Raw genomic sequence first — 21047 nt, 5'->3', positions numbered from 1 at the left:
CGCGGCATGACGAAGCCGAACGAGTCACCGGGCACGGACCTTCCGCGCGGCATCGGAGCCCCTGCCACACGGGCGTTCACCGCCGCCGGCTACACCACGCTCGAACAGTTCGCCGGAGTGCCCAGGACCGAACTGCTGGCGCTGCACGGCGTGGGCCCGAAGGCGCTGCGGGTGATCCAGGAGAGCCTGGAGGAACGCGGACTGTCGCTCGGCTGACGCTCAGCCGCCTCGCAGCCACCCACCGACGGCCCGATCATGGAAGGAGACGTGTCGTGACGGGCGGCGGTGAGGCGTGATGGCTCGGGTGACGGTCGAGGGCGACGACATCGTCGTACGCCTCTCCCTGCGCGAGAGGCTGGCCGCGCGCCGTGGACAGGTCCGTGTGCCGCTGACCGCGCTGCGCGAGGTGCGGGTCGAGCCCGACTGGTGGCGCGCCCTCCGGGGGTCGCGCGGCCGGGGGCTCTGGATCCCCGACCGCCTGTGCGTGGGCACGCGTCTCCTGCCCGACGGGGAGGACTTCGCCGTGGTCGAGCCGGGCACACCGGTGGTCTGCGTCGAGCTGCGCCGCGATGCCCCCTACGGCCGCCTCGCCGTCTCCGACCCGGATCCGGACCGAGCCGTACGAGAACTCCGGCCGCACGTCCCCACGGACCGGCTTCCCTGAGGGACGGCCCCGAGCGCGCGGCTCGCCGTCAGGGCCGGGCCGGGGCACCGGCACGAGCAGGCGCGGGCGCGGGCGGGCACGAGCGGGACGGTCGCGCGGGCGGGCGACGCGGTGCCGCGAACGGGCGCCCGAGCGGCCCGGCGGGCAGCCGGAGCGGTTGCAGTTCGGCCTCGTGGCGGTGCTCCGCCGGGCGGTTACTCCGCTGGGGTATGCGCGTGCGACGGCGAGTCCCCGGCCCCACGGCGACGCGTCGGGCGGGTCTACGGAAACCCGCACGTCACGGCCGGTGCGCGGGGGTCCTCAGGCCGCGGCTACGCGTTCCGCCTGGGGTCCCTTCGGGCCTTGGACGACGTCGAACTCGACCTTCTGTCCCTCCTGGAGTTCGCGGTATCCGGTGCCGGTGATGGCCGAGTAGTGGACGAAGACGTCCGGGCCACCATCGTCCTGGGCTATGAAGCCGAAGCCCTTCTCCGCGTTGAACCATTTCACTGTTCCGGTTGCCATGGCGATCTCCTCGGCGAACGGGGACACCTCCATCGTCTCTCCGTACGGGTGGGAAATCCCAGCAGGTAGCGTGGGCGCATGGAACTCATCGGAGAGATCACCCCCGGCCGCCCCCTGCTCGTCCTGGCCGTCAAGGAGGAGGCGCAGTTCCTGGACACGGATCTGCCGATCCTGCTGACCGGTATGGGCAAGGTGAACGCGGCGACCTCGCTGGCGGCCGTGCTGGGCCGCGGCACCCGCCCCTCCGGTGTCGTCAATCTGGGGACCGCCGGGGCGCTGCGCCCGGGGTGGACGGGCACGCACGTCGTCGGCACGGTGATCCAGCACGATCTCGACGGCGAGCTGCTGGCGACGCTGACCGGTGAGACGTACGGGGAGCCGCTCGCGCTCCCGGACGGCGGTGACGTGATCCTGGCGACCGGCGACGCCTTCATCTCCGACGAGGCGGCCCGGGCCAGGCTGGCCGCGCGGGCCCCGCTGGTCGACATGGAGGGCTACGCCCTGGCGGTCGCCGCGGGTCTGGCCGGGGTACCGATCCGGATCGTCAAGCACGTGAGCGACGAGGCCGGCGACGGCGCGGCCAGGACCTGGCGCGAGTCGGTCGCGGACTGTGCGCGGGCGCTCGCGGAGTGGGCCGAGGCCCACACTCCGTACCGCTCCTGAAGGTCCGTGCCTCGGGCCGCCGCCTCAGGGCCCGGGGTCAGCCCGCCGCCGCCGGACCGAAGCGGCGGCGGTACGCCGACGGGGAGAGTCCCGTCTCGCGGTTCATCAGGGCCCGCAGGTTGGCCGACGTGCCCAGGCCGCTGCTGCGGGCGACGACATCGAGCCGGGACTCGCCGCGCTCGATCAGACGGCAGGCCAGGGCCACCCGCTCACCGGTGAGCCAGGCCAGCGGGGTCGTACCGAGCTGGGCGCGGAACCGGCGGTGCAGCGTGGCCGGGCTGACCGCCGCGCGGGCGGCGAGGCCGGCGACGGTCAGGGGTGAGCCGAGGCGCTCCTGGGCCCAGGCGAGCAGCGGGGCCAGGGACTCGTCGGGGGTGTCGGGGACCGGGCGCCGCACGAACTGCCGCTGCCCGCCGTCACGGTGGGCGGCGAAGACGAGCCGGCGGCTGACCGAGTTGGCGACCTCGGCGCCGTGGTCGCGGCGGACGACGTGGAGTCCGAGGTCGAGCGCTGCTGCGCTGCCGGCGGCGGTGAGGATGTCGCCGTCGTCGACGAAGAGGACGTCCGGTTCGAGGTGCACGGAGGGGAATCGGGCGCGGAAGGAGTCCGCCCACTGCCAGTGGGCGGTGGCGCGCCGGCCGTCGAGGACGCCGGCCTCCGCGAGGGTGAAGGCGCCGCTGCAGAAGCCGATGAGGCGGGCTCCGCGGGCGTGGGCGCGCCGGATCGCGTCGAGCACGGCGGGCCGGCGCGGGACCTCGACGTCCGGGCGGTTGGGGACGATCAGCGTGTCCGCGGTGTCGGCCGCGTCGAGCCCCGCGACGTCCGAGAGGGTGAAGAAGCCGTCCCGCATCGACGTGCGCGGCTCGGGCGAGCAGAGCCGGAAATCGTACAGCTCGCGGCCCAGTTCGGGGCGGCGCAGACCGAAGACCTCGGTGGCGCAGCCCAGTTCGAAGGGGTTGGAGTTGGCGTCGACGATCACGACGACGCGATGCGGCGACGCGTGAGAGGATCCTTGCGGCATGTGCTCTTTCTAGCACTCGCGCCGGGTCGCGATCAGGGCACAGGATGGCCGTATGAGCCAGAAGACCTCTCTGAACAGTGACCCCGTGGCCCTGTCGGCGGCGCTCGCCTCGTTCGAGGACCTGTGGAGTCCGCGCATCGTGACGCAGGTCAACGACTACGACGTGCGCGTGGCGAAGGTGGCGGGCGAGCACGTGTGGCATGCGCACGACGACACCGACGAGTTCTTCCTCGTGATCGAGGGCGAGCTGCACATCTCGCTGCGGCAGGAGGGCGTGGAGCGCACGGTGTCGCTGCCGCGCGGTTCGGTCTTCACGGTCCCCAGGGGCGTGGAGCACCGCCCGTACGCCCCGTCGGGCGCGTCGATCCTGCTCTTCGAGCCCACGGGCACGCTGTCGGTCGGAGACCGCCACGACGAGATCCCGGACCACGTCGACGCGACGACGGGCCACGCGCTCGGCGCCGTCGCGACCGCACCGCAGGACTGACACACACCGGTCAAAGGGAACGGGGCCGATGTGGACCGGCCACCGGGAGCCGGGCCGCTTCCCACCGGCCCCGGGGGCCGAACTGCTATCCACCAACCGCCGGGGCCTGACCGCTTTCCACCAGCCGCCGGGGGCCGGGCTGCTTCGCACCAGCTACCGGGGGCCGGGCTGTTCCCACCGGCCAAAGGGAGCCCGACCGCCTCGCACCGGGAACGCGCCACGGAAGGCCCGGTCGCCGATGCGCGTCGTCGCCGATCCGCCCCGCAGGGAGGGGCGGATCGGCCGGGACGCGTGGCGCGGCGTCGGAGGAGGGCATCGGTTCGGCCCGGCGAGCCGCCTCCGTCGCTTCCCATCGCACCCGCGGACACACGTTCTTGACAGTCCGGAAGGTCGCCTGCCTAAGCTGAAGCGATCCTTTCCGGATGTGTGGAGGCACCCGTGCGGACACCGACTGCGACGCCCCGTGGTGGCGTGCGGGCCGGTGCGCGACTGTGCTGCCGACGGCATGTCGACCTCTGCCGTACGTCCTCCGCCATCTGTCCTTCCGCGCACGTCTGATCACCTCCTCACCCCGGTCGCGCCTCGACGCGCCCGGCGGTTTCACGTGTGCCTTCGGAAGGACCTTCATGCCCCGTCCAGCCCTGCACCTCGCCCTGGAGATCGACGGCGACGGTGCCCACCCGGCCGCCTGGCGGCGGGCCGCCCACACACCCGGCGAGTTGTTGAGCCCGCGTCGGCTCGCGCGGGTCGCGGCCGTCGCGGAGAACGCCGGCCTCACCTTCGTCACCCTGCGGGACGCCCTCCTGCCGCCTGGCTCCGGCGCCGACCCGGTGGGGCGCCTCGGCGCGGTGGAGCGCGCCGCGTTCGTCGCCGCGTCGACCGGGGTCCTGGGCGTCGCCCCGGCCGTCGCCACCACCTACGCCGAACCGTTCCACGTCTCCTCCCGGCTCGCCTCCCTCGATCACGTCTCCGTCGGGCGCGCGGCATGGCTGGTGACCACCGAGGAGGGCGCCGCGGCCGCGCGTGCCTGGGGGCGGCCCCGGGTGGAGGGCGCCGAGGCCCTGGGGCGGGAGGCCCGTGACGCCCTCCGCGTGGTGCGCGACCTGTGGGACTCCTGGGAGGACGACGCCGTCATCCGGTCCGTGGCCACGAGCCGCTATCTCGACCGGGACCGGCTGCACTTCATCGACTTCACGGGCGAGACGTACTCCGTCAAGGGCCCCGCGATCGTGCCGCGACCGCCCCAGGGCCGGCCCGTGGTGATCGCCCGCACCGGTCTCGTACCCTCCGAACTGATCGACATCTCCCTGGTGGGCGGCGCCACCCCGGCGGAGGTGGGCGAGGCCGCCGCCGGCGCCGGCACACCGCTCGCGTTCGCCGAGGTCGAAGTGGCCCTGGACACCCCGCGGGAGGCTGCCCGGGAGCGCGTCGCGGATCTGGAACGCCATACGCCCTGGGATCCGCCCTCGCCGGACGAAGGTCCCCGCCTCCGCTACACCGGTTCCGCCTCCGGACTGGTCGCGCTCCTCGACGAACTGGGTCGTCACGTCGACGGGGTACGGCTGCACCCGCTCGTCCTCGACGAGGACCTGGCCGTGCTGTCCCGGCTGGTCCTGCCGGAGCTCTTCGCCCGGCGGATCGTCGCCCGTCCGCTGCCCGGCGCCACGCTCCGCGCCGTGCTGGGGCTGCCCCGCCCGGCGAGCCGCTTCACCGAGGGGGCCGTACGGTGACCCGCGCCGACCTCACCGACGTGCCGCGCCCCGACGCGCGGTTGCACTTCGGCGTGTTCTTCCAGGGGGTCAACCACTGGACGATCTGGTCCGATCCCGCGAGCGGGTCGCAGATCGACCCGGCCTCGTTCCGCCGGGTGGCGCGGACGGCCGAACGCGGCCTGTTCGACGCGTTCTTCCTCGGTGACGGGCTGCGCCTGCGCGAGGTGGAGGGCCGCATCCACGACCTGGACGTCGCCGGACGCCCCGACTCGATCACCCAGCTCTCCGCGCTCGCTGCGGTGACGGAGCGGATCGGCCTCGTCAGCACCTCGAACACCACGTTCAACGAGCCGGGCGATCTCGCCCGGCGGCTGTCGGGACTCGATCTCCTCTCCGAGGGACGGGCCGGCTGGAACATCGTCACCACGGACAACGCGTGGACCGGTGCCAACTTCCGCCGCGGCGGGTTCCTCGACCACGCCGACCGCTATCGGCGCGCCGAGGAGTTCCTGACCGCCGCCCGGGCGATCTGGGACGGCTGGGCGGACGGCGCGATCGCCGACACCGCCGACGCGCGGTCCTGGTCGGTGCCCGGCGGCGTGAGCCGCGTGCGGCACCGAGGGGCGCAGTTCGATCTCGACCTGGCGCCCACGCTGCCGCGCAGCACGCAGGGCCATCCGGTGATCTTCCAGGCGGGCGACTCCCCGGACGGCCGCGACTTCGCGGCCCGGCACGCGGACGTCGTCTTCTCCGCCCACGGTACCGAGTTCGACGACGCGCTCGGCTTCGCCGAGGACATCCGGCGCCGACTGCGTGCGGCGGGCCGACCGGAGGACGATCTGCGGATCCTGCCCGGCACGGAGATCATCATCGGGGCCACCGAGAAGGAGGCGGAGGAGAAGGCGCGCTGGGTGCGGCTCGAACAGGTCACTCCCGCGACCGCGCTGGGCATCGCCGGGCTGCTGTGGGGCCTCGATCTGTCGGAGCGGGACGCCGACGGCCCCCTGCCGGCCGAGGAGCCTGTGGTCGTGGAGAACACGGGAGCGTTCGGCGCGCGCAGGGTCGCCGACCCGCGGGCCGTGGTCGCCGAGTGGCGTGCGAAGGCGGAGGCCAACGGCTGGTCCCTGCGGGAGACGGTCATCGAGCTGGGGCCGCAGCGCGGGCATGTGGGCACGCCCGCCGGTCTCGCCGAGAAGTTCGTCCGCTTCGCGCGGCACGGCGCGGTCGACGGCTTCAACATCTCTCCGTATCTGATCCCGGACGGGCTCGACGACATCGTGGACCTGCTCGTGCCGGAGCTCCAGGAGCGCGGGGCGTACCGCAGCGCGTACACCGGCACGACGCTCAGGGACCATCTCGGCCTGCGCGAGCCCCGTCGACCGCGCGCCGGGGAGTTCTAGCGACCACGGCGCGGGGGCTCCCCGGTGGCGGGCCGGGTTGCCCGCCACCGGGGAGAACACCACGGGAGAGCGCATGGACGGCGCGCGAGACAGGGAATCCGAGCGTCCGCGACACCGAACGCCCGGAACCTCGCGTGTGGGGCGCGTGCGGCCCGGAGCACCCGCCCGCTCCCGGGGTTCGCCCCCGTGCGGTCGGCCGGCGGCGAGACCATCCTGGAGGTGTGGGCCCCGCCCGGGAGCCGCCGCTCGGTCCGGGTGGAGTCGTCGTGCGTCCCCGATGCGGACGCGAGCGCCGGGCCGCCTTCCGAGCAGGATGCCCACCGGTCGCGGTTCCTGCGGCGCGAGGCGCGTACGGCGCGGGTGCCGCCGGCGCGAGGAAGGCGGGACGGATGAACGGATCCGGGTCGGGTACGGGCGGCAAGGCGCGGTTCGACGACATCTACGACCAGCCCGACCCGCGGGCGTACTTCCGGCGCCTCGCGCCGCTGGAGTACGAGATACCGCAGCGCGCCCAGGGCGCCTTCCGGCGCGCGGCGGCCGAGCGTGGCGGCGGGACCGTGCTCGACCTGTGCTGTTCGTACGGGATCAACGCCGCGCTGCTGAACCACGACGTCACCCTGACCGAGCTGTACGCGCGCTATACCGATCCGGCGGTCGGCGGTCTGACCTCCACCGAACTGGCCTTCCGGGACAAGGAGTTCTACGCCGCCCGGCGCCGCTCGGACGCCGCGCCCGTGATCGGGCTCGACGTGGCGGGGCATGCGCTGCGGTACGCGCGCGAGGTCGGGCTCCTCGACGACGCCTTCGCGGAGAACCTGGAGGACGCGCCACCGAGTCCCCGGCTGAGGGCCGCGATGACCGACGTCGGTCTCATCACGCTGACCGGCGGCGGCAGCTACCTCACCAGGCGCACCTTCGCCGCGCTCCTCGCATGGGCCGGTCGCCCGGTCCGGGTGAGCGCCTTCGTCCTGCGCACGGTCTCGTACCGGCCGATCGCGGACTGTCTGGCTGCCTACGGGCTGCGGACCGTCTCCGATCCCTCGCGGACGTACCCGCAGCGGCTGTTCACGGACGTGGAGGAGCAGCGCTTCGCCGTCGAGGCGGTCCGCGCGCTGGGGGCGGATCCGACGGGGCGCGAGTCGGCGGGCAGGTTCCACACGGTGCTGTACGAGTCGGTGCCGGAACCCCTCGGGTGACCGGGGCGGGGTCCCGGCCGCCAGGGGTGCCGGCCGCCCCCTCCGCGGCCGAGGGCGGGGTCCCGGGCGCTGACGCCGCGAGCGAGGCGAGGCTTCCCGGAGACGATCTAGGGGTGCCGGACGACGAGGAGCGCGGCCACGTCGTCGTCGAGGCCGCCCGAGCCGTACTCGGTCAGGTCCTCGTGGAGGAGGGCGGGCAGCCGTTCGCCCGGCTCCGTCACCCACCGGGACATCCGCTCCTGGAGGGGGTAGAAGGTGCCCGCGCGGTCGCGGGTCTCGCTGACCCCGTCGGTGAAGAGCAGCAGCCGGTCCCCCGGGCCGAAGGGGACCTCTTCCACTCGATGGTGGGAGGGGAGCAGGCCGGCCAGGTTGATGGGCAGCGACGGGTCGGTGAAGTCCACGGGCCGCACGAAGTTGCCGTGCTGCAGCAGCGGTGCGGGGTGACCGCAGCTGAGGAGGCGGGCGACGTTGCCCTCGTCGGGGATCTCGACGAGAACGACGGTGGCGAAGCGTTCGGCCGCGTCGGAGTCCGGGTCCCAGGCGCCGTAACGGCTGAGGCCCTCCTCCAGCCGGTCGGCCAGTGCGGAGAGGTCGGGGGCGTCGTAGACGGCGGCGCGGAAGGAGCCGAGCAGCACCGAGGCGGTCTCGACCGCGCCGAGCCCCTTGCCCTGGACGTCGCCGAGCATCACGCGTACGGCCCCGGGCACAGGGACGGCCTCGTAGAAGTCCCCGCCGATCCGGGCCTTGGCGGCCGCGGCGACGTACAGCAGGTGCAGGTCGACCGTGCTGAGCGCGGGTGGGAGCGGGCGGAGCACGACGCGTTGCACGACGTCGGCGATGGCGGTGACCTCGCGCAGGTTCCGTTCGTAGCGCAGCCGTGCCCGGCTCACCCAGACGGCGACCACGGTCACCGCCGCCAGAGACAGTTCGTTGGCGAGGATGACGGGATAGAAGGGCTCGCCGCTGTCCGCCGCCAGCGCCCAGCCCACCACCATGGCGATCAGACCGATGAGGGCGGTGCCCCGGACGCTCCAGGTGACGGCGGCGAGTGCGGGCGCGGCGGCCAGGAGCCGGTCGTAGCGCTCGGCGTCGGCGGTGAGGGAGTCGGCCAGGACCGTCAGGATCATGACCAGGATCGGGAGCGCCCGGCCGATGTTGATCTGCGTGCGCGACCGGGAAAGGGAGCGGCCGCGGTGATCACCTGAGGGCATTTCGTGATCGTACGCAGTGAGGGCGGCGCGAGCCGGACGCCGGGACCGGGCGTGTCCGCGGAAGCACCCGGCGCGCGGGGCATGTCCACAGCAGGACCCGGCGCGCGGGGCGCGTCCGCAGAGGGGCCCGGCGCGCGCGGGACGTGTTCGCGGAAGGGTCGGGCGGCTCGGGCCCGTTCGTGCCGGGCCGGGGACGTGACCGGTCAGGGGCGGGGCACGGGCCGGGGCGCCGCAGGCTCCTCCACGGGGGCGGTGCGTCCGGGCAGGCCGAGCGAGGCCGCCGCGCCGAGCGTCGCGACGCAGGCCAGTACCAGGAACGCGGTCTCCATCGCCGGTACGAAACCGCCCGCCGCGTCGAGGGTCATCATCAGCGTCGCTGTCGCGACGCCCAGCGCCGGACCGACGTTCATGGCGGTCTGCTGCAGCCCGCCGGCGACTCCGGCCTCCGCCACCGGCGCGCGGTGGACGACGACGGCCGTGGCGGTGGCCATGACGGTGCCGAAACCGGCGCCCAGCAGGGCGAAGCAGGCACCCGTCGGGAGCGCCGTCGCCGACGCGTCGAGCCGGGAGAGCAGCAGCACACCGAGGGCGAGAATCGCTCCCCCGCCGACCGTCGTGCGGCGTGGGCCGAAGCGGCGTTGCAGCAGCGCAGCGACGGGTGCGCCGACCACCATCATGACGGCGAGGGGCAACACCCACAGACCGGTCGACAGCGGGTCGAGTCCGCGTACGTCCTGGAGGAAGTACGTCGCCACGAAGAGCGAGCCGAAGAGCGCGGCCGAGGCGGCCAGGAGGGTGGCGAGGCCGGCGACGACGGGCCGGGACCGCAGAAGGGCCGGTGGCACGAGAGGACGGGCGGTGCGCCGTTCGTGTCGGGCGAAGGCGGCTCCGGCGGCCAGGGCGACACCGAGGGCGAGCACGGTCACCATGGTCCAGCCGCTCTCCGGCACGGCCACGAGCACCTGGACGAGACCGCCCAGCGTGGCGGCGAGGAGCACCGCGCCCGGCAGGTCGAGCGAGGCCGGGGAGGCGCCGCACGGACGCGGCGCGGCGGACGAAGGGTCGGCGGACGCGGGATGTGCGGCCGAACGCGGGCCCGCCGGGGAACCTGCGGCCGGGGCGGGGACGGCGGCCGGGGCCGCCGGGACCGCGAGGGCCAGGAGGCCGATCACGACCGCCGGTATCGCGGTGAGCACGAACACGGACCGCCAGCCGTAGCCGTCGACCGACGCACCGCCGATGAGCGGCCCCGCCGCGGCGGCGAGTCCGATCGCGCTGGTGCGCAGGGCGATCGGCATGGCCAGCCGGTCGGACGGGAACGCGGCACGCAGCATTCCCAGCGTGGCCGGTTGCAGGAGCGCCCCGCACACGCCCTGGAGCACGCGCAGGCCGATCACCCAGCCGATCCCGGGGGCGAGCGCGATGCCCGCCGAAGCGGCGGCGAAGCCGAGCGTGCCGAGGGCGAAGAGCCGCCGGTGACCGTAGCGGTCGCCGAGCCTGCCCGCGAAGACGAGCAGGCTCGCGACGGCGACGAGGTATCCGGTGCTGGTCCACTGCACCTCGGCGAAGCCCGCCCCGAGGTCGCGCTGGAGGGCCGGCTGCGCGAGGGTCAGCACCGTGCCGTCGAGGGCGACGACGGCGGCGCCGACGACGCTGCAGGCGAGGGTCAGCCGCCGTTGCCGTATCACCGCGCACCTGCCTCGGGACCGAGATGGGCGTCGAGGGCGGCGCGGAGCAGTGGCTCCACGTCGTCCGTACGGGCGGCCAGCTGCAGGCTGCCCCAGCCCCAGAGCTGGGCGATGCCGTGCAGGTTGGCCCAGAGCGCGGCCGCCACCGTGGCCGGTTCGGGGCCCGGGCCCGCCGCCGGGCGGGCGCGGGCGACGAGCCGGGCGACCAGATCGAAGAGGGGCAGGCTGGTCTCACGCAGCCCGAGCCGCCCGCTCTCGAGCAGGTCGTGACGGAACATCAGCTCGTACATGCCACGACGGTCCAGCGCGAAGTCGAGGTAGACGCGGGCGAGGGCGGCGAGGGCGGCGCGAGGCCCCTCGGGGGCCCCGGGCTCCGCCGCGAGCGCGGCGGTGACGCGGTCCGTGAGCTCGACGAAGCCCTCGTGGGCGATGGCCGACAGCAGGTCGAGGTGGGTCGGGAAGTAGCGGCGGGGCGCCCCGTGGGAGACCCCGGCGCGCCGGGCGATCTCCCGGAGGGACAGCGCCTGAGCCCCTTGGGTGTGCACCAGCTCGACGCCGGCGTCGATCAGTCGGCCGCGCACGCCGGCCTCGGTCTCTTCACTCATAGACACTGTCTACCAGGCTGCGTAGACAGTGTCTACCAAGATCGACGGAGGACTCCGCTACACTGTTCGACAGCGAAGGGGAGTAGCCCTGCGAACCGGTCGTCGACACACTGGAGCCCTCGGGTTCCCGGTGACCGGGTCCTTGCGGAAGCGCGGACGGGCGAGACCTTCGGCCAGGCATTCGCCATGCCCGCGTTCCGTGGGTGTGGTCCGTCATGCCGGGCCGAGTGGTTCTTCCCGTCGCCCACCGTGGTGCCGTGCGGATCCCGGGCCCGGACCGAGCAGAGAGCCCACGGTATGCACCTCGACCCCTTGGCGATCCTCACCGCCTTCGGGCTGATCTTCCTCGCCGAGCTTCCCGACAAGACGATGTTCGCGTCCCTCGCGATGGGCACGCGGATGCGTCCGCTGTACGTCTGGTTCGGCACCTCGACCGCGTTCGTCGCGCATGTCGCCATCGCCGTGGGCGCGGGCAGCCTTATCGGCCTGTTGCCCGACTGGATCGTCAAACTCATCTCGGCCCTGCTGTTCGCCTTCGGCGCGTTCATGCTGCTGCGCAGCGGGGGCGACGACGAGGAGGACGACACGGGCGGCAGGACGGTGACCGGGTTCTGGCCCGTCTACTCGACGGCCTTCATGGCCGTCTTCATCAGTGAGTGGGGCGACCTGACCCAGATCACCACGGCGAACCTCGCCGCCACCAACGGCACCTGGTCGACGGCGATCGGCTCGGCCGCGGCCCTGATGAGCGTCTCCGCCCTGGCGCTGGTGGCGGGCCGTTTCATCGCCAAGCGCGTCCCGCTGAAGACGGTCCAGCGCATCGGCGGCCTCTGCATGGCGGCGCTGGCGATCTGGTCCCTCACCGAGATCTTCGTCGGCTGACCGAGGATTTCCGTCGGCCGGCCGGGAATCCCCGTCGCCGGACGGGATCCCCGTCGGCCGACCGAGATTCGCCATCGGCAGACCGAGATCCCGTCGGCCGACCGAGATTCTCCGTCGGCCAACCGAACGAGGTGCCCGGTCGGTGCACTCCCACCGGCCGGGCGTCCCGTACCTACTCGACGTGCGAGACGCCCCCGTCCCGGTCACGCCGCGCCTCGGCGGCGAACTCCGCGGTGGGGCGCCGAGGGGCGAGCACACGAGGGCGGGCGAAGTCCGTGTTGTCGATGAGGACATCCATCCTCGGCAGCGGGTCGACCTCGGCGAGGTAGATGCGCTCGGCCACCAGATAGCGGTCCCGGTGAATCGCCTCCGCCTCCGATCCCGCCCAGTTCTGGTCCCGCTCCGTGCCTCGGCGCACGGAGAGTTCCGGGTCCACGTCGAGCCAGACGCGGTAGTCCCAGTAGTCGTCGATCTCGGGCCGGAAGGCGAAGATCCCGTCGACGACGAGCACGGCGTCCGGCGCGAGCGGGGCACGCTCCTCGGAGTGGTCGACCTGGGTGAGCGGATCGATTCCGCACAGGGCGCAGGAGTTCGCCTCGGGCGACCGGAAGGGATCCAGCAGCAGACTCCTCAGCCGCGCGTAGTCGTACGCGTTGCGGTAGTAGCCCTCACCGGTTTCCCGGTCGTAGAGGTGCCTGTCCTTCCAGGGGTTCTTGAAGTCGTCGAGCGTCGCCCGCAGGACCGGCCGTCCCGCATCCGCCATCCATTCGGCCAGCTCGTGGCCGAAGCTGGTCTTGCCGGCCGCGGTGAGTCCGTCGATCCCGACGAGCAGGCGGCCGGACCCGCGGGCCAGGATCGCCCGTGCCGTCTCCTCGACCAGAGCGGCCCGTTCGGCGGACGCCGGCGCCGGGACCGGTTGCTGCCAGGTCGAGGGTGAAAGGTGTATGTCAGCTCGCTGCGCAGTCATGGGCCGAACCTACCCAGGCCGTCCACATGGCGGACAGCCGGGTGGGGTCCCACCGCCCCAACTCCTCGGTGGAGCACGGCCTCACGGTCACGCGCCGACCGCGAGGTCACCGACGGGCCGGGGCGTCACCCGGCCCGCGAGGGCGTCACCCCGGCCCACGAGACCGACCGCGCCGGCGGACGGCACCACGCCGGGCCGTCACCACTCCCTGGCGGCCACCAGCTCCTCCATGTCGGCGTCCGCGAATCCATAGGCGTGGGCGACGAACCAGAAGTTCTCGGCGATCTCCTCCCGGGCGACGGTCTCGATCTCGCTCCCCGCCTCCAGGAAGTCCGCCTCCAGGGCGTTGAACTCCTCGGTGGCCGCCTCCGTGAGCGCGTACAGCGCCGTCAGATCGGCCGGCTGCTCGGCCTCGATGCGCTCGCAGAGCCGCTGCAGGATCGCCTTCCCCTTGTCGACGACGCTGTCCGGGTAGTACCCGTCCTCGTACAGCGCGCGCAGAAAGGCGTACTCCGTCACCTGCTGGTTCGTGATGGACATGCGGTCCCCTTCACCTCTCGATCACCGATCGTGTCCATCGTTCCCCACACCACTGACAACGGCCTCCGCTCGGGGTTCTCCTGTCCCCGGGGAGCCGCGGGAGCGCCGATCGAGAGGCCCCTGTGGCAGTCGCCGGACGCCCAGTGCCACCACTCGGTGGGGTGGTTGACGACCCAAGTCCCGACGAGCGCGGCACGAACGGCACACGACTGCGCGTCGCGCGCGCTCTATGCGGCGCGCTCCCGCGCGGGCGGCTTGCGCAGGGCTCCCAGGTACACCCCGGTCAGGATGAGCGGCGTGCCGATGAGCAGTGAGGCGGTGAGGGGTTCGTCGTCCAGCCAGGCCGAGACCAGGATGGTGACGACGGGGATGACGACGAAGACGTACGCCGCCCGTGACGCGTCCCAGCGGTGAACCACGAACAGGAAGAGGACGAAGGTCAGCACGGAGCCGGCCACCACCAGATAGGCCAGCGCCCACCAGGTCGCGGCGCGGTCCGGGAGGCGCCAGGTGTCGCCGGCGACGAGCGAGCCGCCGAACAGCAGGACGGAAGCGGCGGTCATGCCCACCGCGTTCATCGTGACGGCGTGGACCTTCGGCAGGAGGCGTACGAGCACGGTGGCCTCCGCGAACGCCAGCACGCTGCCCAGGATCGCGAGGAGGGAAAGCACGGGCACACCGCCCTCCAGGGGCGCGTGCGAGATGACCGCGACGCCGGCGGTGGCGAAGACGGTGCCGACCGCCGCCATGAGACGGAAGCGTTCGAGCCCCTGCGCCACCGCGAGCAGCAGGGTCGCGAGCGGGACGAGGGACAGGATGGTCTGGCCGAGTCCGGCATGGATGTGGACCAGCGCGTAGTACGCCAGCGCGAAGGTCACACCGAAGTTGAGGACGCCGAAGAGGATCGCCCCGGCGAGCGCGCGGCCGCGCGGGAACTCCAGTCGCCGGACGGCCATCACGGCCAGCAGGAGCAGCGACGCGGCGCCGAACCGCACGGCCGCGCCCCACAGCGGATCCAGTTCACGGTTGCTGAACCGGACGCCGACCGCGTTTCCGCCCGCGAGGACCGCCACGGTCAGGAACACGGCGAGCGTCACGCGGTCTGGGGCACGCTGCACCGGGCCACCGTAGCCGTGGCGCGCCGCCGCCCCGTGCGGGACACACCGGGCCCGGGTTCCCTCAGGGCTGAGCGCCGACCTCCTCGGCAAACGCTCTGATCAGCGCGTTCTCGGAGGCCGTCGGCCAGACGAGGCCGTACTCGACGGGCGGCGCGTCACGCAGGGGCACGTAGCTGATGCCCGGGCGGGGATGGTAGCGGGCGCCACGGGCGGAGCCCGGGGAGACTCCGCGGCCGGCGCTCACATGGGAGAGCACCTCCTGCCAGGTGGCGGCCACCGGCCCACGGGGAATCGCCGCGCCGGAAGGGGTTCGGGCGGGGTAGTGGACGTCCTGCCAGGAGCGGGAGTTGGTGCCCGCCGCGGTGATCATCGGGACGTCGGCGAGGTCGTCGAGCGTGACGGACTCCCGGCGGGCCAGCGGGTGGGCGGCCGGGACGAGGAGGACCCGGGGGTCGGAGCCGAGGACGGGACCGGTCGTGAGGCCGGGTTCGCGGACCGGGAAGGAGGTGAGGAGGAGGTCGAGTTCGGCGTCCAGGAGCGGCCGGGTCCCGCCGTCGAGCGGCACTTCCCTGATGTGGATCTCGCAACCGGGGTGGCGCGCGAGGAAGGAACCGGCGGCCGTGGCGAGCAGTTCGCCGTTCCAGGGGGCGCCGAAACCGGCCCGGAGCGTGCCGTGAACGCCTCTGCCGGCGGCGGTGGCCCGCTCCAGGGCGGCGAGGATCCGGCCGTGGGCGGGGCGCAGGTCGTCGTCGAGGCGGCGGCCGACCGGGGTGAGGCGGACGCTGCGGCTGGTGCGCTCGAAGAGCGGGGTTCCGATGCGGCGTTCGAGCTTCTTGACGGTCTGGCTGATCCGACCGGTGGAGACGCCGAGGCGCTCGGCCGTGCGGCCGAAGTGCAGTTCCTCGGCGAGGGTGAGGAACGCCTCCAGTTCGTGCCGTTCCAGCATCGCACCGCCCCTCATCGTTGAGTTCCGCTAAACGCCGCTTGCATTGTTCCACCTTGATCGGCCCGGTCGGCCGCCAGCAGCCTGGTGGCATGAAACTCCCGACCGACGCGGCTCCCCGGGCCGCAGCCCGCCCCGACGTCCGACCCGTCACCCGGCCGGACGTCCTGGTGATGGCCGTGGCCGGGGCGGTCACCGTCGCCAACATCTACTTCCCGCAGCCGCTGCTCGACGCCATCGCCCGGGGCCTGGGCGTCTCCCCGCACACCGCGGGGCTCGTCTCCTCCGCCGCCCAGCTCGGCTACGCGCTCGGCCTGCTGCTCATCGTGCCGCTCGCCGACACCGCCCGGCTCCGCCGTCTCACCGGCGTGCTGCTCGGGCTGACGAGCGGTGGGCTGCTCGTGGCCGCCGCGGCGCCCAACGTCCTGACCCTGACGGTCGCCACGCTCGCCGTGTCCACCACGACCGTCCTGCCGCAGGTCCTCACCCCGGTCGCGGCCTCGCTCAGCGCGCCGGGCGACCGTGGTCGGGTGGTGGGCCTGATCGGCCTGGGGCTCACGCTCGGCTCGGCCCTCTCCCGTACCGTCGCGGGCGCGGCCGCGGACGCCGGCGGAAGCTGGCGCACGGCCTATCTGCTGGCCGCCGCGGCGACGGCCGCGCTGCTGTTCTTCGTGCCGCGCTCCCTCCCCGTACGCGGCCGGCCCGCGACGGACCGACTGCCGTACCCGCGCCTCCTCGCGAGCCTCCCCCGGCTCTTCGTCGAGCACCCGGAGGTACGGGCGTCGGCGCTGACCGGCGCCGCGGTCTTCGCCGCGTTCAGCGTCTTCTGGGCGACGCTGGCCTTCCACCTGGCCGCCCCGCCGCTGGGTCTCGGCCCGGGGGCGGCGGGGCTGTTCGGGCTCCTGAGCCTGCCCGGGGCGCTCCTCTCGGCGTACGCGGGGCGGCTCACCGACCGGTACGGAGCGAGGACGGTGAACGGCTGGTCGCTGCTCTGCGTGGCGGTCGCCTTCGGCCTCGTCGGGCTCGGGGGACTCTCGCTCGCGGCTCTGGTCGTCGGGGCGAATCTGCTGGTCCTGGGGACCAGCGCCTGCCAGGTGGCCAACCAGGCGAGGATCTTCGGCCTCGGCAGCCGGATCGCGGCCCGGGTGAACACGGTCTTCATGCTGTGCACCTTCGCCGGCGGTGCGCTCGGTTCGCTCACGGCGGTGTGGCTGTACGGGGCGTACGGCTGGGCGGTGACGATCACCGCGGCGGCCGGGTTCACGGCACTGGCCGCCCTCTCGGTCGCCGTGACACGCGGCGCCGCCCCGAGTTGCGCACCGCGCGACACACGCGAGGCTGGGACTCACGACCCGCGCACCCTCGCAGGGAGAGACGATGCATGATCTCGCGGCCCTCGCCGACGAACACCTGGCCAACGCGCGCACCGCCGCGCACGGCCGGAGCGCCCACGTGGTGGTGCACGACGGGGTGCTCCGGCAGAGCGTGATCGCGCTGCTGTCCGGCACCGCGCTGGACGAGCACAACGCGCCGCCGGCGGCGAGTCTGCAGGTGCTGCGGGGGCGGGTGAGGCTGACGGCTGCGGAGTGGTCCGAGGAGTTGTCGGCGGGGGAGCTCCAGATGATCCCGAAGGAGCGCCACGGACTCACCGCTCTGGAGGACGCGGTCGTCCTGCTGACCGCCGTCAACGACTAGGCCGTGCCGGGCGTCGCGGGGCAGGTGGGAGTTTCGATACACGCCGTAGGCGCGTCGATCGCGCCATGGTCCGCGTACGCGTCTGCGCCCAAGGGCCCGCCGGTGCCGGGTGGCCGGAGCGTCGGGTACCGCGACCGGCCGCTACGATCATGCGACGGCGGGCGGCGGCGAGGACGGGGCAGGGACCGGGCGTGAGTTTCTTCAACGGAGTCGAGGACCTCGAACTCTTCCTTTCCCGCAGCCGGGCGTTCACCGTCGCTTCGGTCCCGGCCTGTGTGGCCGTGATGATCTTCTTCCTCAGCGAGGAAGGCTGGCGCTTCAGTCTGCTTCTCTGCTGCATCCTCCCGGTGATCGCCGCCTACCTGGGGATTCGTGGCAAGCGCGAGATCCGCGGCGGGCTTGCCGCGGCGGGCCTCGCGCTCGCCGTCGCCACCGTGCCGCTGGCCCTCTTCCTGTCGCTGCTCGAAGGCGCGTAGCCGGGCTCGGGGCGAGCCCCCGGCCCGGCAGGGCGAGCCCCCGGCCGGGCAGCGCCGGGGACACGCGGCGCCGGGCCCTCGCGAGGACGGCCAAGGGCGCACTGGGCTCAGCCGGCCGTCCGAGCGCCGGTCCGCTCCGCGACTCGGGTGGCGATGTCCACGGGTAGTACGGGCGGTTCGCCCGTGGTCCAGACGGCCCGCACGGACATCCGGCTGACGCGCCAACCCTCGTCCGTGCGCCGGCACTCCCCCTCGTAGACACCGCCGACCGTGAAGAGGGGATCGGCTCCCTCGCCTCGGGCGTGCAGGGTGGAGCCCAGATGGACGTGGGTCATGTGGGCGTTCCAGCGGACGCGGGCCGTCCGTCCGTCCGGTTCGACCGAGACGAGCAGGTCGGAGGAGGTGTGCTGGGTGGCGGCGAAGCGCCCGACGGCCTCCTCCACCTGCCGGATGGCCTCGGCGCCCTCCGCCGCACCGATCGGCGTCGTCGTCCGCAGGTCGTCGGTGAAGTAGGCGTCGGCCCAACCCTCGTCGAACCGCCGCTCGTCCATGGCGCGGAAGAAGCCGCTGACGAGGGCACTGATCTCGAAGTGGTCGCGGTGATTCGTCGTGCTGGTCGCTTCGTTCATGACACGATCATTCGACCTCAAGCGCGCTTGAGGTCAAGGGGCGCCCAGGCCGGTTCCGCCTCGGTGGCTCACACCGTCTCGTGCAGGTCCCGCGCGTAGTACTCGATCGCCCGCCGGTACCTGCGGACGCCCGGATCGTCGCTCGTGGTCGCGAGGAGATTCAGCAGCAGCTGTGCGGACTCGTGGTGTTCGCCCGTGTTGAACAGTGCCATCGCGAGGAAGGTGCGCAGCGCGCCGTCCTCGGGGAACTCCTCGACCCCGCCGCGCAGGGTCGCGACGGACTCCTCGTAGCGGCCGAGGACGCGGAAGGTGCTGCCGAGACCGAGGAGCGCGCCCCTGCGGTCGCCAGGCGAGAGCCCGCCGCCGGGAGACTTCAGCGCGCGCTCGTAGAAGGGGACGGCCTCGGCCTCCAGACCGAGGACATCGTGGGCCCAGGCGGTCTGGTACGCGACCTCGGCGTCGTCGGGGTACCGAGCGGCGAGCTCCACCAGCCGTTCCCGCGCCTCCTCCTGCCGGCCCTGCTCGCGCAGCCCGACGGCCTCGGCCAGCCGGCCGTCCCGCTCGTCGTCGTTCGTCGAGGCGCCGTTCGTCGAGGCGTCGTTCATCGAGGCATCGTTCATCGAGGCATCGTTCATGGAGACAATCCTCGCAGGCCGCTCGCAACCGCCGTACGGGGGCTGCCAGATGACGGCGCGCCATACCCGACCCCCGCGGTTGTGGCGGCCGGGCCCATAGGAGGGCCGCACGGCCCGCCCCTAACCTCCCGGCCATCGACCCGACCCGAACGAGCCGCCCGGGAGACCCCATGCGTCCATTCCGCCCGCTCCGCGCCCGCGGGCCGCGCCGGCTGACAGCGCTCCTGCTGTTCGCCGCCGCGGCGCTCCTCCCCGTCGCCACTCCGGCGGCCGCCACCCCCGCCGCGGCGCCCGTCCCCGTGCCCGGGGCACTCCAGCCGTACACGATCGACGCCGTCCACAGCACCGGGGTGTCCTCGGGCGGCTACATGGCCACCCAGCTCCATGTGGCGTACTCGGGTACGTTCACCGGGTCGGCGGCCTTCGCCTCGGGTCCGTACGACTGCGCGCAGAACACGCTGAACCTCGCCCTCTACGCCTGCATGGACACCATGCAGGACCTTCAGCTCGCGAAGCTGGAGCAGACCACCCGGGACTGGTCGGCGCAGGGGCTGGTCGACCCGGTGGCGAACCTGGCGGGCGACCCGGTCTACGTCTTCAGCGGCTCGAACGACACCACGGTCAAGCGGCCGGTGGCGGACGCGCTGGCCGACTACTACGGGCGGTTCGGCGCCCGCGTGCAGTACAACCGGAGCACGGCGGCAGGACACGCCTGGATCAGCCCGCTCGGCCCCAACTCCTGCACGGTCACGCAGAATCCGTGGATCAACGACTGCGGCGTCGACGCCGAGCGGGAGCTGCTCGGCCATCTCCTCGGCACCGTCGCCGCGCCCAGCTCCTCCCCCGGCGGGAGCCTGATCCAGTTCGACCAGAACGCCTACGCCCCCGGCGGCGCGGCGGCGCCGCTGTCCCTGGACGACAAGGGCTTCGTCTACGTCCCGACGTCCTGCGCCGGGGGCGCGACCTGCTCCCTGATGGTCGCGCTGCACGGCTGCAAGCAGGGGTACGGGTACCAGGGCTTCGGCACCCGCTTCATCGACAACGCGTACCTCAACGAGTACGCCGACACCAACGACATGATCGTGCTCTATCCGCAGGCCGTTCCGACGGGAACCCTGGACAATCCCAACGGGTGCTGGAACTGGTGGGGTTACCTCGGCGACTCGTCGTACGCACGGCACGGCGGCAAGCAGATCGAGGCGATCATGGGCATGGTGCGTGCGCTGCGCGGCACCACTCCCCCGCCCGCGGCGGACCGGGTGACGCTGTCGAGCGTGGACGCGCAGGACGGCTATGTGAAGGCGGCCGCCGACGGATCGGCGCCGGCGGTGGGCACGCTGGAGGACTCCTCCGGGCTGGCACTCGGCCGGGGCACCGACGGCAAGCTGAACCGTGCGCTGCTCTCCTTCGACACCTCCCGGATCCCCGCGGGCAAGGAGATCACCCGCGCCTATCTGACCGTGACCCGCAGCAGCGGCTCCGGCGATCCCTGGGCCTCCCCCGCGGGCAACAACCTGCTCGTGGACGTCACCAGGGGCTGCTTCGGCGCCTGCGCGGTCGAGGCGTCGGACTGGTCGGCCGCTGCCACGGTGGCGGGCGGGGCGCAGATCGCCCCGTTCTCCTCGGGCACGGCCTCCTCCACGGACCTGTCCCCGGCGGCGCTCTCGGCCCTCGACCGCACCGGTACGACACAGGTCCGGCTCCGCTTCGCATCGGCCCAGGCCACGACGGCGTACCTCTTCGTCAACCAGGCGGCTCCGGTGACGCTGACGGTCGAGTACCGCTGATCCCCGACCCGCCGGACGAGCGCTCCTCCGCGGGCAGCACCCCGACCCGCCGGACGGGCGCCCCGGCGCTGGCAGCACCCGCCCGCCGGACGGGCGCCCCCACGCGGGGCATCACCCGTCCGGCGGACGGACCGGCGCGCACTCGCCCGCCCGGCGGACGGCCCGACGCCGCAGGTCCACGCGGGCGGCGTCCTTCCCCGCCACGGTCCGTCACCGACGGCGCC

General features: G+C 73.4%; 24 protein-coding genes. 13 read left to right on the top strand and 11 right to left on the bottom strand.

The annotated features are described in order from the left end of the window. The first annotated feature begins 6 nt into the window (after positions 1 to 6). Together AB0D99_RS07780 and AB0D99_RS07775 are read left to right on the top strand one after the other, a co-directional pair. Positions 7 to 216, top strand: a complete 210-nt coding sequence (locus tag AB0D99_RS07780; protein ID WP_362358092.1) for a DNA-binding protein — start codon at positions 7 to 9, stop codon at positions 214 to 216. 79 nt (positions 217 to 295) lie between these two features. After that, on the top strand, positions 296 to 664 hold the full coding sequence (locus AB0D99_RS07775; protein ID WP_362358090.1) for a hypothetical protein: 369 nt from the start codon (positions 296 to 298) through the stop codon (positions 662 to 664). 300 nt (positions 665 to 964) lie between these two features. Here AB0D99_RS07775 and AB0D99_RS07770 read toward each other — a convergent pair whose 3' ends face one another. Then, positions 965 to 1168: a cold-shock protein gene (locus AB0D99_RS07770; protein ID WP_362358088.1), complete on the bottom strand. Its 204-nt coding sequence runs from the start codon at positions 1166 to 1168 to the stop codon at positions 965 to 967. A gap of 78 nt (positions 1169 to 1246) precedes the next feature. Here AB0D99_RS07770 and AB0D99_RS07765 point away from each other — a divergent pair, with 78 nt between their 5' ends. Next, positions 1247 to 1831, top strand: coding sequence for a nucleosidase (locus tag AB0D99_RS07765; protein WP_362358085.1), 585 nt, complete (start codon positions 1247 to 1249; stop codon positions 1829 to 1831). Positions 1832 to 1868: 37 nt separating this feature from the next. On the opposite strand, the gene AB0D99_RS07760 is transcribed toward AB0D99_RS07765, so the two are convergent. Beyond that, positions 1869 to 2852 (bottom strand): helix-turn-helix domain-containing protein, encoded by a 984-nt coding sequence (locus tag AB0D99_RS07760; protein WP_362358083.1) that lies wholly within the window; start codon positions 2850 to 2852, stop codon positions 1869 to 1871. 70 nt (positions 2853 to 2922) lie between these two features. Here AB0D99_RS07760 and AB0D99_RS07755 point away from each other — a divergent pair, with 70 nt between their 5' ends. The 5 genes from AB0D99_RS07755 (at position 2923) to AB0D99_RS07735 (ending at position 7647) form a co-directional block, all read left to right on the top strand. Next, positions 2923 to 3339 carry a cupin domain-containing protein gene (locus AB0D99_RS07755; protein WP_362358166.1) on the top strand — a complete coding sequence of 139 codons (417 nt, stop codon included), beginning with the start codon at positions 2923 to 2925 and terminating at the stop codon, positions 3337 to 3339. A gap of 426 nt (positions 3340 to 3765) precedes the next feature. After that, positions 3766 to 3897, top strand: a complete 132-nt coding sequence (locus AB0D99_RS07750) for a putative leader peptide (protein WP_362358081.1) — start codon at positions 3766 to 3768, stop codon at positions 3895 to 3897. A 68-nt stretch (positions 3898 to 3965) separates the two neighbouring features. Next, a complete protein-coding gene (locus AB0D99_RS07745; protein ID WP_362358079.1) occupies positions 3966 to 5069 on the top strand; it encodes an LLM class flavin-dependent oxidoreductase in 1104 nt (367 codons plus the stop codon). After that, a complete protein-coding gene (locus tag AB0D99_RS07740; protein ID WP_362358077.1) occupies positions 5066 to 6451 on the top strand; it encodes an NtaA/DmoA family FMN-dependent monooxygenase in 1386 nt (461 codons plus the stop codon). The genes AB0D99_RS07745 and AB0D99_RS07740 overlap by 4 nt, the downstream gene beginning before the upstream one ends. A 389-nt stretch (positions 6452 to 6840) precedes the next feature. Next, entirely contained in the window at positions 6841 to 7647 is an 807-nt protein-coding gene (locus AB0D99_RS07735; protein WP_362358075.1) for a hypothetical protein, read from the top strand. Between the two features lie 107 nt (positions 7648 to 7754). Here AB0D99_RS07735 and AB0D99_RS07730 read toward each other — a convergent pair whose 3' ends face one another. From AB0D99_RS07730 to AB0D99_RS07720, 3 genes are all read right to left on the bottom strand, one after another. Beyond that, complete coding sequence (locus AB0D99_RS07730; RefSeq protein ID WP_362358073.1) at positions 7755 to 8858, bottom strand: PP2C family protein-serine/threonine phosphatase; 1104 nt, start codon at positions 8856 to 8858, stop codon at positions 7755 to 7757. 203 nt (positions 8859 to 9061) lie between these two features. Beyond that, entirely contained in the window at positions 9062 to 10546 is a 1485-nt protein-coding gene (locus AB0D99_RS07725) for an MFS transporter (RefSeq protein WP_362358071.1), read from the bottom strand. Then, entirely contained in the window at positions 10543 to 11151 is a 609-nt protein-coding gene (locus AB0D99_RS07720) for a TetR/AcrR family transcriptional regulator (protein WP_362358069.1), read from the bottom strand. Before AB0D99_RS07720 ends, AB0D99_RS07725 begins: the two co-directional genes overlap by 4 nt. Positions 11152 to 11448: 297 nt before the next feature. On the opposite strand from AB0D99_RS07720, the gene AB0D99_RS07715 reads away from it, so the two are divergent. Then, positions 11449 to 12033 (top strand): TMEM165/GDT1 family protein, encoded by a 585-nt coding sequence (locus AB0D99_RS07715; RefSeq protein ID WP_362358067.1) that lies wholly within the window; start codon positions 11449 to 11451, stop codon positions 12031 to 12033. 172 nt (positions 12034 to 12205) lie between these two features. Here the strand turns inward: AB0D99_RS07715 and AB0D99_RS07710 are convergent, their stop codons facing one another. The 4 genes from AB0D99_RS07710 to AB0D99_RS07695 form a co-directional block, all read right to left on the bottom strand. Further along, positions 12206 to 13000 carry a uridine kinase gene (locus AB0D99_RS07710; protein ID WP_362358065.1) on the bottom strand — a complete coding sequence of 265 codons (795 nt, stop codon included), beginning with the start codon at positions 12998 to 13000 and terminating at the stop codon, positions 12206 to 12208. Positions 13001 to 13198: 198 nt separating this feature from the next. Then, complete coding sequence (locus AB0D99_RS07705) at positions 13199 to 13540, bottom strand: DUF5713 family protein (protein WP_362358063.1); 342 nt, start codon at positions 13538 to 13540, stop codon at positions 13199 to 13201. Between the two features lie 227 nt (positions 13541 to 13767). Then, on the bottom strand, positions 13768 to 14658 hold the full coding sequence (locus AB0D99_RS07700) for an EamA family transporter (RefSeq protein WP_362358061.1): 891 nt from the start codon (positions 14656 to 14658) through the stop codon (positions 13768 to 13770). Between the two features lie 61 nt (positions 14659 to 14719). Next, a complete protein-coding gene (locus tag AB0D99_RS07695) occupies positions 14720 to 15604 on the bottom strand; it encodes a LysR family transcriptional regulator (protein WP_362358059.1) in 885 nt (294 codons plus the stop codon). Between the two features lie 89 nt (positions 15605 to 15693). On the opposite strand from AB0D99_RS07695, the gene AB0D99_RS07690 reads away from it, so the two are divergent. The 3 genes from AB0D99_RS07690 to AB0D99_RS07680 all read left to right on the top strand — a co-directional run bounded on the left by AB0D99_RS07690 (position 15694) and on the right by AB0D99_RS07680 (position 17772). Further along, positions 15694 to 16986, top strand: coding sequence for an MFS transporter (locus AB0D99_RS07690; RefSeq protein ID WP_362358057.1), 1293 nt, complete (start codon positions 15694 to 15696; stop codon positions 16984 to 16986). Next, complete coding sequence (locus tag AB0D99_RS07685; protein WP_362358055.1) at positions 16979 to 17296, top strand: cupin; 318 nt, start codon at positions 16979 to 16981, stop codon at positions 17294 to 17296. Before AB0D99_RS07690 ends, AB0D99_RS07685 begins: the two co-directional genes overlap by 8 nt. A 191-nt stretch (positions 17297 to 17487) precedes the next feature. After that, positions 17488 to 17772, top strand: a complete 285-nt coding sequence (locus tag AB0D99_RS07680) for a hypothetical protein (protein WP_362358053.1) — start codon at positions 17488 to 17490, stop codon at positions 17770 to 17772. Positions 17773 to 17879: 107 nt separating this feature from the next. Here the strand turns inward: AB0D99_RS07680 and AB0D99_RS07675 are convergent, their stop codons facing one another. Both AB0D99_RS07675 and AB0D99_RS07670 read right to left on the bottom strand, forming a co-directional pair. Further along, complete coding sequence (locus AB0D99_RS07675) at positions 17880 to 18401, bottom strand: nuclear transport factor 2 family protein (RefSeq protein ID WP_362358051.1); 522 nt, start codon at positions 18399 to 18401, stop codon at positions 17880 to 17882. A gap of 68 nt (positions 18402 to 18469) precedes the next feature. Next, positions 18470 to 19006, bottom strand: a complete 537-nt coding sequence (locus tag AB0D99_RS07670; RefSeq protein ID WP_362358165.1) for a tetratricopeptide repeat protein — start codon at positions 19004 to 19006, stop codon at positions 18470 to 18472. A 200-nt stretch (positions 19007 to 19206) separates the two neighbouring features. Between AB0D99_RS07670 and AB0D99_RS07665 the strand changes: the two genes are divergently transcribed. Next, a complete protein-coding gene (locus AB0D99_RS07665; protein WP_362358049.1) occupies positions 19207 to 20823 on the top strand; it encodes a PHB depolymerase family esterase in 1617 nt (538 codons plus the stop codon). Positions 20824 to 21047: the final 224 nt, after the last annotated feature.

Source organism: Streptomyces sp. NPDC047971 (assembly GCF_040653355.1).
Classification (GTDB): domain Bacteria; phylum Actinomycetota; class Actinomycetes; order Streptomycetales; family Streptomycetaceae; genus Streptomyces.
Note: the sequence above shows the minus strand (reverse complement) of the source record. Positions and strands in the feature narration are given on the sequence as shown.